At 43.7% G+C, this 15,399-nt stretch carries 11 protein-coding genes and 1 pseudogene; 10 read left to right on the top strand and 2 right to left on the bottom strand.

Annotated features, from left to right (window positions below; all coding sequences use genetic code 11):
* The first annotated feature begins 95 nt into the window (after window positions 1-95).
* Together H6F42_RS18605 and H6F42_RS18610 are read left to right on the top strand one after the other, a co-directional pair.
* A complete protein-coding gene (locus tag H6F42_RS18605) occupies window positions 96-536 on the top strand; it encodes a response regulator (protein WP_190400860.1) in 441 nt (146 codons plus the stop codon).
* 665 nt (window positions 537-1,201) lie between these two features.
* Complete coding sequence (locus H6F42_RS18610; RefSeq protein WP_190400861.1) at window positions 1,202-3,538, top strand: EAL domain-containing protein; 2,337 nt, start codon at window positions 1,202-1,204, stop codon at window positions 3,536-3,538.
* A gap of 105 nt (window positions 3,539-3,643) precedes the next feature.
* Here H6F42_RS18610 and fabD read toward each other — a convergent pair whose 3' ends face one another.
* Window positions 3,644-4,525 (bottom strand): ACP S-malonyltransferase, encoded by an 882-nt coding sequence (gene fabD / locus H6F42_RS18615; RefSeq protein ID WP_190400862.1) that lies wholly within the window; start codon window positions 4,523-4,525, stop codon window positions 3,644-3,646.
* A 351-nt stretch (window positions 4,526-4,876) separates the two neighbouring features.
* On the opposite strand from fabD, the gene H6F42_RS18620 reads away from it, so the two are divergent.
* The 8 genes and pseudogenes from H6F42_RS18620 to H6F42_RS21990 form a co-directional block, all read left to right on the top strand.
* Window positions 4,877-8,716, top strand: a complete 3,840-nt coding sequence (locus H6F42_RS18620; protein WP_190400863.1) for a PAS domain-containing protein — start codon at window positions 4,877-4,879, stop codon at window positions 8,714-8,716.
* Between the two features lie 49 nt (window positions 8,717-8,765).
* Entirely contained in the window at window positions 8,766-9,713 is a 948-nt protein-coding gene (locus H6F42_RS18625; protein WP_190400864.1) for an NAD(P)-dependent oxidoreductase, read from the top strand.
* Between the two features lie 126 nt (window positions 9,714-9,839).
* Complete coding sequence (locus H6F42_RS18630) at window positions 9,840-11,006, top strand: pyridoxal phosphate-dependent aminotransferase (protein WP_190400865.1); 1,167 nt, start codon at window positions 9,840-9,842, stop codon at window positions 11,004-11,006.
* 183 nt (window positions 11,007-11,189) lie between these two features.
* Complete coding sequence (locus H6F42_RS18635) at window positions 11,190-11,738, top strand: pyridoxamine 5'-phosphate oxidase family protein (RefSeq protein WP_190400866.1); 549 nt, start codon at window positions 11,190-11,192, stop codon at window positions 11,736-11,738.
* 143 nt (window positions 11,739-11,881) lie between these two features.
* Window positions 11,882-14,185 carry a ribonucleoside-triphosphate reductase, adenosylcobalamin-dependent gene (nrdJ, locus tag H6F42_RS18640; RefSeq protein WP_190400867.1) on the top strand — a complete coding sequence of 768 codons (2,304 nt, stop codon included), beginning with the start codon at window positions 11,882-11,884 and terminating at the stop codon, window positions 14,183-14,185.
* Between the two features lie 136 nt (window positions 14,186-14,321).
* Complete coding sequence (locus H6F42_RS18645) at window positions 14,322-14,588, top strand: hypothetical protein (RefSeq protein ID WP_190400868.1); 267 nt, start codon at window positions 14,322-14,324, stop codon at window positions 14,586-14,588.
* The gene (locus H6F42_RS18650; RefSeq protein ID WP_190400869.1) at window positions 14,572-14,958 is read left to right on the top strand and encodes a type II toxin-antitoxin system VapC family toxin; all 387 of its coding nucleotides are present in this window, start codon (window positions 14,572-14,574) and stop codon (window positions 14,956-14,958) included. Before H6F42_RS18645 ends, H6F42_RS18650 begins: the two co-directional genes overlap by 17 nt.
* 34 nt (window positions 14,959-14,992) lie before the next feature.
* Window positions 14,993-15,067, top strand: a pseudogene (locus H6F42_RS21990) (type II toxin-antitoxin system PemK/MazF family toxin); the annotation flags it as partial.
* A 90-nt stretch (window positions 15,068-15,157) separates the two neighbouring features.
* On the opposite strand, the gene H6F42_RS18660 reads toward H6F42_RS21990, so the two are convergent.
* Window positions 15,158-15,399, bottom strand: a 242-nt coding sequence (locus tag H6F42_RS18660; RefSeq protein WP_190400870.1) for a transposase, incomplete at its 5' end; no start/stop codon positions are given.

Genomic DNA, 15,399 nt, shown 5'->3' on the forward strand with positions numbered 1-15,399 from the left:
GAAGTGCCGCAACTTATCTTTTGGTTTTGTGCCCTCACAAGAATGGCAAGTTCATTTTGTGTTTTGGTATAAATTAGGAAATATAGATTGAATGTATGCAACCAACTCAAATTTTGCTAGTTGAGGACGATCCTAATGATGTGGAGCTAATCCAAATCGCCCTAGACAGTTATAACTTTGTTAATAAGATTACTGTCGTTTCGGATGGCGAACAAGCTCTGCACTATCTATTTGGTCGGGATGGTCAGCCGCCTATATGTCCCCTGCCTCGTCTTGTTTTGCTAGATCTCAAGCTACCAAAGGTAGATGGGATTGAGGTTTTAGAAGCAATTCGCAATTCGCCTCGCACTCGTAATTTAGTGGTAGTGGTGATGACTTCGTCGGCGGAGAATAGAGATTTAAAGGCTTGCTACGATCTGGGGGTGAATAGTTATATTGTGAAGCCTTTGGACTTTCAGCAGTTTGTGCAGATGTCACAGCACGTTGGTTTTTATTGGATGATGCTCAATCAACAGCCATCTCAAGATCAGTATTGAAATAAAAGAGGAGTGGCTGTGCTTCGCACAGCCACTCCTCACTTCCCTTAGGACAAATCGATGTATTGCGGCGCGAAGCGCCGCAATACATCTTCTGGTTTTGTGGTTTAACAAGACTGGCGATCGCTATAGCAAAGCAAGAGTTAGGTAGTACAAACCAAAACCCAAAAAGCGAGTTGCGGCGCTTCGCGCCGCAACTCGCTTTTTGGGTTTTATGTCCTAAGCAAAACTTGCTTGGCTATATATGTCTCTAGCAAGGCTTACATTAATATAAAATCTTATGAACTTTGGATGAATAGATGGGTTGAGTATTTTTTTAGGTATAATTTAGCAAACAGTAATGCTTCAGATGCTGATTAGTACTCAGTGACCACAACTTAATACAAATTCAAAACATAGCGTTGCTATTGTTTGAATCTCGAAAACCTTTAGGGGTTGGTTTTTTAATTCTGAGAGGTGGCATTCCACCTTTGAGTTTGAGTATTAATAGTGGCGGTTTAGGCTTGGACGTTTTTCTGCAAATGGTTGTATAGCAATCCTTGGGGAGAATGTATTATTTAAGATTTAAACATAGAGCCCTATAAGTCTCCATGAGTTCTTAGAGTTGTCAGTAATTATATCGACTGACTAACAGCTCTAAACCTGTGTCTTTGTATCTGTAAACCATGAGCAATTTGATATCTGAGTTTGGAGAATTGACGGAACCCAATAATGAGCGATCGCCGCGATCGCTTCATATTTTGATGATTGAGGATGTGGTGGCGGATGTGGAGCTAACCATATTGGCTCTAGAATCGGCTAATTTATCCTTTACCTATGAAGTAACCGCAACTGCGAGCGAATGTCAAAAATATTTGCAAGAAAAAGTCTATGACGTAGTTCTATCGGACTATCGACTACCTAGTTTTAATGGGTTACAGGCGTTTGAATATTTAAAACAATCTAGCCAAGATATCCCCTTTATCTTGATTACTGGCAGCTTGGGGGAAGAGGCGGCGGTCGAATGTATCAAAGCGGGCATGACCGACTATGTGTTAAAGGATCGGTTATTTCGCTTGCCTAGTGTTCTCCAACGGGCTTTGCAGGAGTTTGAGTTACGGCGACAACAGAGAGAGGCGATCGCCCAAATTGAGCAACAGGCTTGGCGAGAGACCATTATTAATCGAATTGTCCAATCAATGCGCGAAACCCTCGTGTTAGAGGAGGTCTTACAAACAACAGCCAATCTCTTGTACGAAGAGTTAAAAGTTAGTTATTGCTTGATTCTTCAACCCGATAGTGAGCAGGTTATACGAGTAAGCTATGTCAGTAATCTCGCTGGTGAAAAAGAGCAAATCCAAAAGATAATTGGTCTTCCCTGTGAATTTTATGAGTTCTATCACAAGGAATTGGTGCAGGGGCAGCAGATTATTATTGATCAACTTGATGAATCTCTCGATCAAACTGTAAAAGTTATTGCCGAAGGTTATGGCATTCACTCCCTCGTGATCACCCCGCTTATTTATCAGCAATCATATTTTGGGGGAATTAGCCTATATCAGAACGATCGCCAACGTACTTGGTCGGCAAATGAGCGATCGCTCGTGAAAGCGATCGCCGATCAATGTGCGATCGCCATTCATCAGTCGGCTCTCTATCAAAATGCCCAATCCGAACTCATGGAGCGCAAAAAGATGGAAGCCCAACTCCGCCATGATGCTTTCCATGATGCCTTGACGGGTTTACCAAATCGCTCTTTATTCTTAGATCGTTTAAGTCATGCTTTAACCATCGCGCAGAGGCGATCGCACCTTAACACTAATAGTCCTAACGAGCAGTTTGCCGTTCTCTTTTTAGACTTAGATCGATTTAAGGTGATTAATGATAGTCTCGGACATCTTGCGGGTGACCAATTATTGAAGATTGTGGCGAAGCGACTAGTTTCTTGTCTGAGGGGAGGAGATACGGTGGCTAGGTTAGGGGGAGATGAGTTTGTAATGTTGCTTGAAGAATTAGCAGATGTTAGTGATGTAATTGATGTAGCGCATAGGATTCAGGAGATTCTCAAACAACCAATATTAATTGATGGGAATGAAATTTTTGTTAGTACGAGCATTGGCATAGCCCTAAATTCTGGCAACTATACCCAGCCAGATCAATTGTTGCGGGATGCTGATACGGCGATGTATCGGGCTAAAGAGGCAGGAAGAGAACGCTATGAAGTATTTAATCCCGCAATGCATAAGGAAGCTCTCAAAAAGCTGCATTTAGAAAACGATCTGAGGCGAGCGATCGAAAGACAAGAATTATACGTTCATTATCAACCAATTTTGCATTTACGGTCACGACAAGTTATCGGATTTGAAGCGCTTGTGCGTTGGCGACATCCCGAACAGGGGCTCATTTCACCGATGGAATTTATTCCCCTTGCGGAAGATGTGGGATTAATTGGGGCGATCGATTTTTGGGTGCTAGAGGAATCCTGTACTCAATTAAAAACATGGCAGGAGCAGTTTCCTAAAGCTCGACATTTAACGATGAATGTCAATTTGTCTGGCAAGCATTTTAATCAAGCCGATCTGACTAATCAAATTGAACAGGTAATTAAGAGAACTAATCTGGTTAATGAAAACTTAAAGATAGAAGTCACGGAAAGTATATTGATTGAAAGAACTTCTTTGGCTACACAGATTCTCACGGAGTTGAAGGAGCGAAATATTCAAACCTGTATTGATGATTTTGGTACAGGCTATTCTTCGCTAAGCTATCTCCATCGTTTTCCGATTCATACGCTTAAGATTGATCGCTCGTTTATTGGCAGACTGCATCACAATTCTGAGAATTGTGAAATTGTGAAAGCGATTATTATTTTAGGACTGAATTTAGGCTTAAACGTGGTAGCTGAAGGCATCGAAAATGCAGAGCAATTAAAGTTTTTAGAAGCGCATAATTGTTATGCAGGTCAAGGGCATTATCTATTTGAGCCAATGGAAGCGAAGGCGATCGCCGCCTTACTTAATTAACCCCAGACAAGAGGCTTAAGCTTCTTGTTCCTATATCCCAAAAGACTTTTAAAGCGTTGCGAAGCAACGCTTTAAAAGTCTTTTGGGGTTTGGGCGCTTTGCGCTCTAAAAGGCGATCGCTTGTTCTAGGGTGCTGATATTGACTAGAGCTAAATTGGGAGCCGATCGCTTGACTAAACCTGTCAAGACCTTGCCAGATCCAACCTCGATCGCTTGTTCATAGCCTTGTTCGGCAAGATAGAGACTAATCTCACGCCAACGCACAGGCGAAGTCATTTGCTTAATGAGCCGATCGCGCAACACCTGCCCTGATGTTGTTGCGTCGTTAGGTTCCACATTGGAAATTACAGGCGTATCCGCATCATTAAAAACTGTCCGTTGCAAAGATTCGGCAAACTTAGCGGAGGCAACTGCCATGAGTGGTGAATGGAACGCACCACTTACGGCAAGAGGAATGGCTCGCTTCGATTTGACCTGATCGCAAATGGATTTGACAGCCGCTTCTGTTCCTGAAATTACTACTTGATCTTTGCTGTTGTCGTTGGCAAGTACTACATTTTCAGTTTGAGCGATCGCTGCTTCTAGTTGATCGCGATCGAAGCTAATCAACGCGGTCATTGCGCCGCCACTTGCCTCCGCCATCAAAAGCGATCGCTGCTTCACCAATTCCAAGCCTGTCGCAAAATCCACAACGCCAGCGCAATAGAGCGCACTATATTCTCCTAAGCTATGCCCTGCGACGGCACTGGGCTTTTCGCCTTTTTCTTTTAATACATCGCTGAGGATTGCGGAAGTGACGTATAAGCAAGGTTGTGTAAATTGAGTCTTAGCCAATTCCGTGGCATCGGTTTGTGATTTTTCTAAAATTGACCAACCCAATATTTGCTCAGCCTTGGCAAATTTATCTCGTCCAACCTCTGCCAAATCTAGCCCCATTCCCACAGCTTGCGAGCCTTGCCCTGGAAATATCCATACATTTTTTGTCATTTTTACAAAGAGTTTTTAAAATTCAAAAAGGTTTAGGTATTGATCTTTACACATAAGTAGCTGGGCATAATTAAAAAAATAAAACCAATCCCTGTGGCGCACACACAGCGTGCGTGTGCCACAGGTTCGTTGAGTCGGGAATTGCTATCAATTCAAACTTTATTGGCTCACTAAGCGTATGGACACTCTAGGGTTGTTGAGTAATAATGAATCAATCGCTAAGCCTCTTATTCAGAGTCGTTTTCAATTCTTTTAGATCACAACAATTAAAAGCTTTACCTAGACTGAGTTACAAGACTTGGTGAGCTTTTTATCCAATAGGTCTAATTTAGCCAATCAGAGGGGATAACCATGATAATTAGTGAAAGTCACCTCAATCCAAAAGATTTACATTCGGCGATCGCCCGCCATTCGCCTTTGGTATCACCAAATACGACCATCATGGCAGCGATCGCACTAATGGGGGAAACTGGTGCAGACTATGTGCTAGTAGTAGAGAATCTATCGCAAAAGAAAGGGGTGATTGGTATTTTGACCGAACGGGATCTTGTACGTATCATCACCCAGCCCATACCTTTAGACCAGTTGCCAATTCAGGCGATGATGAGCCACCCCGTCATTACTATCCAAGAATCTACATTTACTGATATTAATGAAGCTCTCGCCCTATTGCAACAGCATCGCATTCGTCATCTCCCTGTGCTAGATGATGGCGATCGCCTTGTGGGGTTAGTAGACCAAAGTACTTTAATCGAAATGGCGAATATAGCTCGTCACCAACAAGCTGAAGCGGCTCTACACCAGCTTAACCAAAGTTTAGAAAGAAAAGTAGAACAACGAACGGCTGCTTTAAAAGCCAGAAAAGCAACTATTCGCACAATCTTGGATACGATTCCCGATTTATTGCTGCGACTTCAATGTGATGGCACTTGCTTAGCTTACATCAATTCAGGAATTGAGGCAGATGATTTCCTACCGATTGTCAATCATATTTCAGAAGTTCTACCACCAAAATTAGTTCAAAAACAGTTGCAAGTTATTGAGCAAGCAATCACTACAGGTGAATTGCAAGTCTATGAGCATCACTTTCTTAAGCAAAATCGGGTAGTCTACGAAGAAGTAAGGATATTAGCAATTAATGATCAAGAAGTTTTGGCAATCGTGCGGAATATTACTGCGCGTAAACTTGCTGAAGCAGAGCTACAGCAACTTAACAGAAATCTGGAGCGCCGTGGAGAGCGCCGTGAAGAGATCCGTAATGCGGCTTTGCAGCAGAATGTACTCCGTGCAAACGAAGCCCAACACATCGCTCATCTGGGGGATTGGGAACTAGATCTGCTCAATCAGCAACTAATCTGGTCTGCCGAAATCTTTAGGATTTTTGGTCTTGACCCCAATCAGCCAGACCCCACCTATGAGCAAGCCCTCAACTATTATCCTCTGGATGACCGACAGCGAGTTATCGATCTCGTAGATAGAGTAATTCAGTATGGAGAACCATTTGAAACAGAACTACGGATTATCCGAGCTGATGGTTCAGTTGGATATACTTTTACCAAGGGCAAACCGATTTGGGATGCTTCAGGGCAAGTGATCGGATTGCTGGGAATTATGATGGATATTAGCGATCGCAAAGTCATCCAAGAAGCTCTAAGACATAGCGAAGAACGTACCCAAGCCACTCTATTGGCTTTGCCCGATTTGGTGTTTCGGGTTAACAGTGAGGGTAAATATATTGACTTTTTAACCTCTCCTCATGGAAAGAATCTGGTTGATCCTCAACAGGTAATTGGCAAAAGTATTTTTGACTCTTTGCCAGCAGATATTATCCCATTACATTCAGAGGCTAAATACACGGCTCTTCAGAAAGCACTTGCTACGCAAACTTTGCAGACCTACGAACAGCAGGTTTGGATTAATGGTGAACTTCGTTACGAAGAAGTGCGGGTTTCTCCATGCAACAATAATGAAGTCGTCTTTCTGATCCGCGACATTAGCGATCGCAAACTCGTCGAAAATGCTCTATTGGAATCTCAACAATTTATTCAAACTGTGGTTGACACCGTTCCTCTTGCATTATTTTGGAAGAATCGAGAGTCTGTTTATTTAGGATGCAATCAGCAGTTTGCCAAAGTGGTTGGGTTGAAGTCGGCTGAAGAGGTTATTGGTAAAACTGATTTTGATCTTCCATGGACACCAGTCGAGACCATCGCCTATCAAAAAGATGATCAGAGCGTTATGAAATCTGGTACATCCAGATCGGGGATCGAAGAAACGATGACTTTGGCTAATGGGGAACAGCGATGGATGGAGACCCACAAAGCGCCATTGCGTGACTGGACAGATCATATTATTGGTGTAGTGGGCATCACAAAAGATGTTACTATTCGCCGCCAAATTGAAGCGAGACTAAAATATCAAGCAGAACAAGAACGCATTCTCGGAGCGATTACCCAACGAATGCGAGCGTCCCTAGACTTGACAGAGATTCTCAAGGCAACTGTTGAGGATGTCCGTGAGGTCTTGCAGTCAGACCGAGTGTTAATTTATCAGTTGATTTTAGGAGAGCCAAGGTCAGCCCTTGCGGAATCCACTGCATCAAATTGCTCAAAAATTCTGAATGTCGTCTTTCCTGATGAAGCTCTCTCTCAAGAGAGCTACGATTACTATGCTCAAGGAGGTATGTTTATACTTTGCGATCGCGAAGCGGACGACCCATCGAACTTACCACATTTAGTCAAAGTCCTTACAGAACTCCAAGTTAGAGCCGCCCTCGCAGTTCCCATTATTCAAAATCAAATCCTTTGGGGATTGCTGATTGTCCATCAATGTGACTCTCCGCGCCACTGGCAAGATATGGAAATAAATTTACTCCAACAAATTGCCAACTGGTTAGCGATCGCCATTCAACAAGCCAGCCTCCACAGACAACTCCAGTCTGAACTATTAGTAAGGCAGCACACAGAGATAAAGCTCACTACAAGCAACCAAGAACTCTCAAACTCTAACGAAGAACTTGGTCGGGCTACTCGTCTCAAGGATGAGTTTTTAGCAAATATGAGCCACGAACTCCGTACTCCACTCAATTCCATCCTTGGTATGTCTGAGGCTCTCCAAGACCAGATCTTCGGGACGATCAATGAGAAGCAACGCAAAGCAATCCAAGCTGTAGAACGAAGTGGTGAGCATTTGCTAGCCTTGATCAATGACATTCTCGATGTGGCAAAAATTGAATCAGGGCTGCTGGAATTAGACTGCGCTCCTACGAATGTAGATTCTCTTTGTCAATCTAGCCTTGCCTTTATCAAACAACAAGCCCTGAAAAAACGCATTCAGTTAGAGATTAAACTGCCTAAAAATCTTCCTGACCAAATACTAGATGAACGACGTATCCGACAAGTATTGATTAACTTGCTGAATAATGCCATGAAATTTACGCTAGAGGGTGGGCGGATCACCTTAGAAGTCCAGAAAGTGGAGGTTCAAGAAGTAGAGAATACTAACTCTTGGACACGTTTTTCAGTCACCGATACAGGTATTGGAATTGCCCCCGAAAATGTCAATAAACTATTTCAACCCTTTATCCAAATTGATAGCGCCTTAAATAGGCAGTACGATGGAACAGGATTGGGACTGGCTCTAGTTAAGCAGATGGCGGAATTGCATGGCGGTAAAATAGGTTTAACCAGTGAATTAGGAGTAGGTAGTTGCTTCACGATTGATTTACCCTATTTACCCAGTGAACCTGAAATGAGGGCAGGTTTGCCAACAAACGCTATTCCAAAAAGAGAATCCCTATCCTCTCTTGAAGCTACGCATTCTCCGCTAATCTTGATGGCTGAAGATAATGAGGCTAACACTAGTAGTGTTGGTGATTATCTAGAGGCAAAAGGTTATCGTCTGCTCTTAGCCAAAAATGGAGAGGAGGCGATCGCTTTAGCGAAATCTCATCAGCCTGACTTAATTTTGATGGATATCCAAATGCCGATTATGGATGGACTAGAGGCAACCAAACAAATTCGCCTCGATCCTAATTTGGTTAATATACCAATCATTGCCTTGACAGCATTAGCGATGGTTGGCGATCGCGAAAAATGTCTAGCAGCAGGCGCTAATGATTATTTGAGCAAGCCCATAAAGCTCAAGCAACTTACTCACCTAGTGCAAAGCTTTTTACTTCCTTCCCCGTGAATAAATAGGATTTAGGATAAATTTGTAAAGCCTTTACAAAATCTTCAATATGACTCAAAAAATTGCTTTTCTGGGATTAGGACTAATGGGTGGGGCAATGGCTGCCAACTTGGTTAAACGTGGATATTCAGTCATTGGCTGGAACCGCACCAAAAATCGCCCCACGATCGCCCCATTTATTAATGCTGGTGGTTCCTTAGCCGAGTCCCTCCAAGAAGCAGTTACCGATGTCGATGTGGTTTTCTCCTGTTTGGGGGATGTGCCTGATGTCACCGAAGTCCTTATCGGCGATGAGGGAGCCATTAACTTTGCCAAGGCTAATACCCTCTTTATCGACACCAGTACCATTGGTAGTAAAGCGGCAAAATCCATTGGCGAAGTCCTAATAAATGATGGTTTGCGGTTTATGGATGCCCCAGTTTCAGGTGGTGACGTGGGCGCACGTAATGGCACATTAACTTTTATGGTCGGAGGCACTGCCGAAGATTTGCTAAGTTGTAGGTTCTTCCTTGAGGCGATGGGTAGCAATATCAAACATTGTGGGGCGATCGGGAGTGGTCAAGCGGTCAAGCTCTGCAATCAAACCCTTGTGTCAGTCTATATGCTCGCCCTCTGCGAAACGATGCAAATGGCTCAAAAAATGGGTATTGATCCGCAGTTGATTGTTGATGTCTGCGGCAGTGGGGCGGCTGGCTCTTGGGCGTTAACTAACCTTGGTATGAAAGTTGCTAACGGTGATTATCAACCGGGGTTTGCGATTAAACATATGCTCAAGGACTTACGACTTGTGCAGGAGATCGCTGAAGCAATGGACGATCTCCCAAACTTATCGGTTGATTTACCCGTTGATTTGCCCGTTAATTTACAATTCGCCACAGAATTACCAGCGATCGCCTTAGCGATGCAAAATTTCCAAAAAGTTAGTCAACTGGATGATGGGCAAGGCGCAGAACAAGGCACACAGGCGATGATTCGAGCCTACAAACAGGATAAATAAACAAGGGTAGCTAAGCTGCCTTTGTTTATTTATCGTAAATTGTTAAAAATCTTGCAAACTCTAGCAAGTATGCTTTGATACAATGCGAAGCTATCCCGTAAAGATGCCTCCGCTCCTCCAGAAAAAATGCAACTGGCAAAACGACTTCGTAATATTCAGCCTTCCTTAACTTTAGCGATCGACGCAAAAGCCAAGGCCATGAAGGCTAGTGGACTTGATGTTTGTAGCTTTAGTGCTGGCGAACCTGACTTTGATACTCCTGATCACATCAAGGCTGCTGCCAAGACCGCACTCGATCAAGGTAAGACTCGCTATACTGCCGCCGCAGGTATACCCGAACTCAAACAAGCGATCGCTGCAAAACTCCTGCGCGACAATCAAGTAACCTACAAGCCCGAACAAATTATCGTCACTAATGGCGGTAAGCACTCGCTTTACAACCTGATGATGGCGATACTGGATGAGGGGGATGAAGTAATTATTCCTGTCCCATTTTGGGTTAGCTATCCCGAAATGGCAAAACTCGCCGAGGCAACTCCCATATTCGTAATTACCTCTGAAGAAACGGGCTATAAAATTACGCCTGAGCAATTAGAATCGGCAATTACTCCCAAAACCAAGCTCTTTGTGCTTAACTCGCCTTCCAATCCCACAGGAATGGTTTATTCCCCTGAGGAAATTCAGGCACTTGCCGAGGTTTTGGAACGACATCCCCATGTGTATATCGTTTCCGATGAGATTTACGAAAAGATTCTTTACGACGGAGCGACTCACCTCAGCATTGCCTCCATTAGCCCTGCGATGTATGAGCGTACTTTAATTAGTAGTGGTTTTGCGAAAGCCTATTCGATGACAGGCTGGCGGGTTGGCTATCTGGCTGGCGCACCCGAAATCATCAAGGCAACTACGATTATCCAAGGACATAGCACCTCGAATATTTGTACCTTTGCTCAACACGGAGCCGTAACTGCTCTCAATGACTCCCAAGAATGTGTAGAGGTAATGCGAAAAGCCTTTGCGGAGCGTCGTGATGTGATGTATGACTTGTTAACTTCCATTAAAGGATTCACTTGTCCTAAACCCGATGGGGCGTTCTATCTCTTTCCGAGCATCAAAGCTTTTGGAATGCCTTCTCTAGAATTTTGTGACAAATTACTAGAGGATCAGAAAGTTGCAGTTATTCCGGGGATTGCCTTCGGTTTGGATAATTGCATCCGTCTTTCCTATGCTACCAACTTGGAAACCATTCGCGAAGGTTGCGATCGCATTCGCAAGTTTGCGGAAAAGTTATAAAATTTTAAAGTTATCGCTTAGTTATAGCTGTGGTCACTTGCATTAGGACAAATCAAAACCAGAAGACGAGTTGCGGCGCGAAGCGCCGCAACTCGTCTTCTGGTTTTGTGTCCTAACAAGAATGGCAACAGCTATATCACCTGTGAGCGATAACTTTAAAAAAAGAAATTCTCATGACATCTCATGGCAAAATTCTACGATCGCCTTAATCCAGAATTACAAACCTTCATTGAAGCACAGCATATTTTCTTTGTAGCAACGGCTCCCACTGATGGACGGGTTAACCTCTCTCCCAAAGGAATGGATGCTTTGCGCGTAATTAGCGAGTCCGAAATCGCCTACCTCGACCTCACAGGCAGTGGCAATGAAACCGCCGCCCATCTTCTTGAAAACAGCCGAATCACTATCATGCTTTGTAGCTTTGCCGAGAAGCCTCTCATCTTGCGTCTCTATGGTCAAGGGCAAGCAATCCGTCCCAGAGATGGGGATTGGCAAGAATATTTATCTCTATTTCCTGCGATCGCAGGTACTCGCCAAATCGTGCGCGTCAAAGTGGAATCTGTCCAAACTTCCTGTGGTTTTGCAGTTCCCTTTTATGAATTTTCAGGCGATCGCACTGTCTTAAAGGAATGGGCTGAGAAGAAAGGTGAGGAAGGTGTGTATGCCTATTGGCAAGAAAAAAATCAGCACAGCATCGATGGCTTACCAACGGGACTCTTAAACCGTCAATAATGATCCCGCTTAAATCATGATTTCATGATTGTAGTACAAATAAAAATCTACTAATAGTGCGATAAATATATTTTATTGAGCTTTTACCACTAAATGTAAGTTAAGGTATTATCTGTCTCAACGTTAAAACAAAAGCATTTTTTATGGTGCAAGAACTTATTCGCCTCGACAAAGAGGTTCGATTTCCCGATAGCGCTCCTGCCGCTTACCCCGTATTTTTCAGGACTTATAGCCGTAAATATAATAACAAACGCGAAAGTTGGGCTGAAGTATGCGATCGCACACTTACAGGTTTAAAGACACTAGGCAAGCTCACCGATGAACAAGTTGCCCTGATCGACAAGATGCAAAAGCAGCTCAAGTCCCTCACCTCTGGACGTTGGCTGTGGGTCGGTGGTACAGAATGGGTTGATCGCCCCGAAAATTTCTCTGGCTCCTATAACTGCACCAGCACCAATGTAATTGACTGGCGCTCCTTTGGCTTGATGATGGATCTAGCCATGCAGGGATCAGGTACTGGTGGCGTATTAGAGCCGCAGTACATTAGCCAACTGCCCGTCATTCGTAATCAGTTACAAGTAAAGGTGATCGGTGCGATCGGTGACACCCCTGTCGAAAAACGCCGCCACAATACCGAAGTCGAATTTGACTATGCCAACAATGCCGTTAAATTTTATGTTGGCGATAGCCGTCAAGGTTGGGTCAAGTCATATCAATCTTTGCTCGAACTCTCTAGTAACGAACAGTTTGATCGTACCAAACCAGTCCAAATCACCGTTGATATCAGCGATGTCCGCCCCAGTGGTGAAGCCCTCAAAGGTTTTGGCGGTATGGCAAATCCTGTCAAGTTGCCTACCCTCTATGATCGCTGCGCCAATATTTTAAATAAAGCGATCGGTCGTCAACTTACCTCCGTTGAGTGCTGTATCCTCATCGATGAAGCCGCAGTTTGTATCGTGGCTGGTAACATCCGAAGGTCGGCCGGCATGAGGCAATTCTCGTCTGAAGACGCACTTGGTTCTGTCGCAAAGGATAATCTCTGGCAGCAGGATGAAGCTGGCAATTGGAGAATTGATCCTGAGCGTGATGCTTTAAGAATGGCGAACCACACAAGGGTATTCCATCGCAAGCCGACTGAAAAAGAATGTGTTGATGCAGTTCGCAAGCAATATTATTCGGGTGAAGGTGCAATTCAATGGGCGGGTGAAGCGATCGCGCGTTCCAATGCTGATTTGATTACAACTCCCGAACTCAAGCGTGATTTTCTGGCTGCTTATGTTAAAGGAGAAGGCAAAGAATGGTTGCGATCGCAGCAGCCTGAAGCCTCTGAACATGAGCTAGAGCATAGGTTACAGCGTTATGCTCTGAATCCATGCGGTGAAATTTTGGGGGCAGATTTCCACTGTAATCTCTCAGAAGTGCATCTTAATCTGATTAATCCTAAGGATGAAAAAGAACAGGAAGCAGCATTTAAAGCAGGGGCTTTATCAGTTGCGTCACTGCTTAATCATCAATTCATCGAGAAGCGTTATCAATTTAGCCGCGATGTTGACCCGATTGTGGGCGTATCCTTCACAGGGCTATTTGACTTCTTCGTTCATGCTTTTGGTGTGGAATGGTTGCGCTGGTTTGAAGCGGGCCGTCCTGACACTGTGCAGGGACTAGACTTCAAAGAGAAGGAAGCTGATTATCTCAATCGCTGGCGCGAAATCGTCCATCAGACAGTTTGGGAATATTGCGACGCGCATGGTTTACGCCGTCCCAATCGTTGTACTACAACTCAGCCAGCAGGCACAAAATCCTTGCTGACTGGTGCTTCCCCAGGGTGGCATCCACCAAAGGCGCAGCGCTTTATCCGTCGGATTACTTTCCGTAAAGATGATCCTGTGGCACGGGCTTGTATGGACTATGGCTATAGCATCATTCCTTCACAATCGGATAAGGATGAGAATGGACAATTGCTCAATGATCCTTTCGATCCGAGATGTACGGAATGGCTAGTGGAGATTCCTGTGAGCGTGTCTTGGGCTGACCTTGACGGTGCTGACAAGGTGGATATCAGCAAGTTCGATGTGATGGCGCAGTTTGATTTCTATATGCAGGTTCAAAAATTCTATACCCGTCATAATACTTCGGCAACCTTGGAGTTGCGTGAGGCAGAAATAGAGCCTTTAGGGAAGAAGATTTACGAAGCGATTCGTGATGATGAGGGTTATATCTCGGCGGCGCTGTTGGCGCGTTTTGATGACCTGCAAACTTTCCCTCGTTTGCCTTTTGAGCCAATCGATAAGGCTACCTATGAGAAGCTCAGTGCTGAGGTGCTAGAACGTCGCACGTCTGATGATTTTTACGCGAGTTTGTTGCGTTATGATTCAGGTGAGTTGGTGGAGGCGGGCCCTGCGGGTTGTGATTCTGATAAGTGTATGTTCCCTGAGCAGAAGCCATAGAATCGCTCTAACATAATGATTTAGGTGATTAGGTAGAAATTTTCTTGCTAATCACCTAAATTAGTAAGAGTTTGAATTCGGCTATAATCTATAAATATGCTTTAAGAATGTATGCAAACGTAGGAAATATAAAGCTATGCAAGCAATTCGGTTACAGCAAACTATAGAAAAAGACAGTGAAATTCATCTAAGTGATCTGCCTGTTTTTCAAGGTCAAGAGGTTGAAGTAATAGTTTTAATTTCTCCTTTGTCTGAGCCTAAAAAAACTTTTACTGCGCGCCAATTACTGAATTCTGGGTTAATTGGTGTGTGGGAAGATCGTACTGATATTAAGGATAGTTTGACCTACGCTCGTCAGTTGCGCGAACAATCTCAAGCAAAACGTTATGATCTTTTTGGATAGTGACATTATCATAGACTTCCTGCGAAGGTATCCTCCAGCGATTAGTTGGTTAGAATCTCTAGAGGATGAGAAGCTTGCTTTATCTGGATATGTGGCAATGGAACTAATGCAGGGATGTAATAACAAGATTGAATTGCAGCAAATCCGAAAATTGATTGCTAATTTTGAGATTGTGTGGGCGACAGCCGAAACTTGTAATCAAGCTTTAGAAGTGTTTGCAGAGTATAACCTCAGTCATAGTCTTGGGCTAATTGATGCTTTGATAGGTCAAACCGCTATCTCTTTGGGTGTGCCGTTACATACGTTTAATGTCAAGCACTATGCAGTTATTCCAAAGCTTACAACTGTGCAGCCATACCAAAGACTGTAGTAGTTTGAGGTTAATTTATAGTTGTTGATCGCAAATTTACTTTGTAAATCTCAATCCTACTGCTGGCAGAAAGCAAAGTGGCATAAGACCTGTTTTAGTTCTTTCTATATTTTTTCAATTGGAATACAAATAAAGCTATTGGAGTTAACTGTTATGACAATTTCAAAGGACTTACCTGATATAGCAAAGAAAGAGATAGTTAGGATAAATGACAGAAAGCTTGTTGAACAGCATCCCATAAACTTTTACATTGTCCAATAATCTTACTGACATAACTCTTCAATCTAGCCCAGAATTTCTCAATCTTGTTTAAGTCAGGAGAATAGGGAGGCAAAAATATCACCTCACAGCCAGCCTGACGGACTAATTGCCTAATCCTTTCCTGTGGATGAAAACTAGCATTGTCGATAGCCACTATTTGCCCTGGTAATAGTTCTGGGA

It is taken from the genome of Pseudanabaena sp. FACHB-1998 (genome assembly GCF_014696355.1).
In the GTDB taxonomy this organism is placed as follows: Bacteria; Cyanobacteriota; Cyanobacteriia; order Pseudanabaenales; family Pseudanabaenaceae; genus Pseudanabaena.

What these genes read in the sequence shown, in the direction of transcription:
- H6F42_RS18625 (WP_190400864.1), top strand. Translation starts at nt 8,766, where the DNA reads ATGACTCAAAAAATTGCTTTTCTGGGATTAGGACTAATGGGTGGGGCA.
- H6F42_RS18650 (WP_190400869.1), top strand. Translation starts at nt 14,572, where the DNA reads ATGATCTTTTTGGATAGTGACATTATCATAGACTTCCTGCGAAGGTAT.
- fabD (WP_190400862.1), bottom strand. Translation starts at nt 4,525, where the DNA reads ATGACAAAAAATGTATGGATATTTCCAGGGCAAGGCTCGCAAGCTGTG.
- nrdJ (WP_190400867.1), top strand. Translation starts at nt 11,882, where the DNA reads ATGGTGCAAGAACTTATTCGCCTCGACAAAGAGGTTCGATTTCCCGAT.
- H6F42_RS18610 (WP_190400861.1), top strand. Translation starts at nt 1,202, where the DNA reads ATGAGCAATTTGATATCTGAGTTTGGAGAATTGACGGAACCCAATAAT.
- H6F42_RS18630 (WP_190400865.1), top strand. Translation starts at nt 9,840, where the DNA reads ATGCAACTGGCAAAACGACTTCGTAATATTCAGCCTTCCTTAACTTTA.
- H6F42_RS18605 (WP_190400860.1), top strand. Translation starts at nt 96, where the DNA reads ATGCAACCAACTCAAATTTTGCTAGTTGAGGACGATCCTAATGATGTG.
- H6F42_RS18620 (WP_190400863.1), top strand. Translation starts at nt 4,877, where the DNA reads ATGATAATTAGTGAAAGTCACCTCAATCCAAAAGATTTACATTCGGCG.
- H6F42_RS18635 (WP_190400866.1), top strand. Translation starts at nt 11,190, where the DNA reads ATGGCAAAATTCTACGATCGCCTTAATCCAGAATTACAAACCTTCATT.
- H6F42_RS18645 (WP_190400868.1), top strand. Translation starts at nt 14,322, where the DNA reads ATGCAAGCAATTCGGTTACAGCAAACTATAGAAAAAGACAGTGAAATT.